This window comes from Staphylococcus sp. EG-SA-2 (genome assembly GCF_017152085.1).
Map to the genome: position 1 here is coordinate 1 of NZ_JACYHC010000683.1, position 2,000 is coordinate 2,000.

At 36.4% G+C, this 2,000-nt stretch carries 1 pseudogene; it reads right to left on the reverse strand.

The annotated features are described in order from the left end of the window. Positions 1 to 2,000, reverse strand: a pseudogene (gene fmtB / locus IDG60_RS12310) (LPXTG-anchored DUF1542 repeat protein FmtB); the annotation flags it as partial.

Here is a 2,000-nt window from a genome sequence, read left to right on the forward strand (position 1 = left end):
CAGCAACTGCTTGATCTTTAATTTGCGTAACATCATTAGTTGTTTGTGCATTTAAGATATCTTGATACGCTTTTTCTTTAGCTTTTAAAACTAAATCTTTTGCTGCATTTTTCTCTTCAGTTGTAGCGCCAGTTGTATTATCAATTGCTTGATTTTGAGTTGTCACAGCTTGATCAACTTCATTTTTCGCATTCGATTTAACTGCTGTTGCTGGTTGTGTGCTTTGAATTGAATTCTTTCCAGCGTCTTTCGCTGTATCTACACCATTATCATCAGTTGCAGCTGTAATATTATTTTTCGCGTCTGTAACTGCTGTTGCTAATTGTTGAATAGCTGCTTCTTTTTCTTCATTTGTAGCGTTCTGATCATTATTGATAACATTTGTTTGCGTTGCTTGTAATTGATCAATCTCATCTTTAGCCGCTTGTTTCTTAACAACTTTTGGTGTTACCGCATTAATTGCTGCTTCTGCATTAGCTTTCGCTTCATCAACTTGTGCGTTAGTAGTTGCTGCTGAAATGGCTTGATTTGCTTTACCATTTTCAGTATTTGCTTCTGCATCAGCTGCTTGTTTTTCTTCATCTGTTGCATCTGGTGTAGCTTGAATCTCTTGCAATTTGTTATTTAAAATTGCTGTGATTTCATTACGTGCAGTTGCTTTTTTATTAACTGTTGGTGTTACTTGATCAATACTAGTTTCACCTGTCGTTTTCGCTTGGTCTACATCATTTTGACTATTAGCAGCTTCAATGTTGCTATTTGCTTGTGTCACAGCATTATCTACGTCCGCATTAGCCGCTGCAATTTCTTCAGCAGTAATATCTTGCGTTTGAGCGATTGCTGTTTTACGTTCATTCGCTTTCGTAGCAATTGCTTGTTTCGCATTATCTTTAGTTGTTGTTGCTGGCTGAATCGCTTCAATTTTAGCAATTTCTGCATTTTTAGCCGCTTCAACTTCCACATTTGAATGAGCTGCATCTATTGCTGCATCAGCAGCCGTTTTTTCAGTTTGAACTTGTTGTTTAGCAGCTTCTTTTTCTTCTGTTGTTGAACCGTTATTAGCATCAATTGCTGTTTCTTGAGCTTGTACTTTATCTGCAATTGCTTGTTTTGCTGCTGGTTTAACATTTGCATCTGGCGTAATTGCAGCTATTGTAGCTTCATTAGTAGTTTTTGCATTATCTACATCTGTATTTGCTGTAGCATTATCTATATCAGCGTTTGCAGTAACTACTGCTTGATCAACTTTATCTTTTGCAGCTTGTTGTTCTTCAGTAGTCGAATCATTCATTGCTTCAATTGCAGTTTTACGTTCACTTGCTTTTTGAGCGATTTCCGCTTTAGCATCCGATTTCTTAGTTGTGGCAGCTTGCACTTGATTAATTGCAGCAATACCATTGTCTTTAGCTGTTGTTACATCACTGTTTGTATTTGCAGCATCAAGATTTGTTCTTGCTTCTTGCTTTTTAGCATCTAATTCTGTATATGCAGCTTCTTTTTCTTCTGTAGTTGAAGCATTGCTATTTTGGATTTCTTGTTTACGTGTATTATATGCGTTTTCTACTTCTGTATCAGCTGCAGGTTTAACTTTTGCTTGTGTTTGAATTGCATTGATTTTATCTAATACTTTTGCTTTAGTATCAGCCACTTCTTGTTGTGATTTAACAACTTGGATGTCATGTAAACCTTCTGTTTGAGCTGCATCTACTGCTGCATTTGCCTCTGCTACTTCTTCATCAGTTGCATTTGAAACTGTAGCATTTTGCGCTTTTCTAGCTGTAGCTGCTTGTCTAACTTCTTTATAAGCATCCATTTTAGTTTGAGTTGAATCCGTAATATTCTCAATTTTGAATATTTCTTCGTTTTTAACGCGTTCTAAATCTTGTGCAGTCGTTGTCGCTTCAATTGCTTTAACACCAGAAACTTTAGCTGCATTAATACGTTCAATAGCTTCCGCTACTTCTTCATTTGTTGTATCAGGATTTAAAGGTGCTTGATCA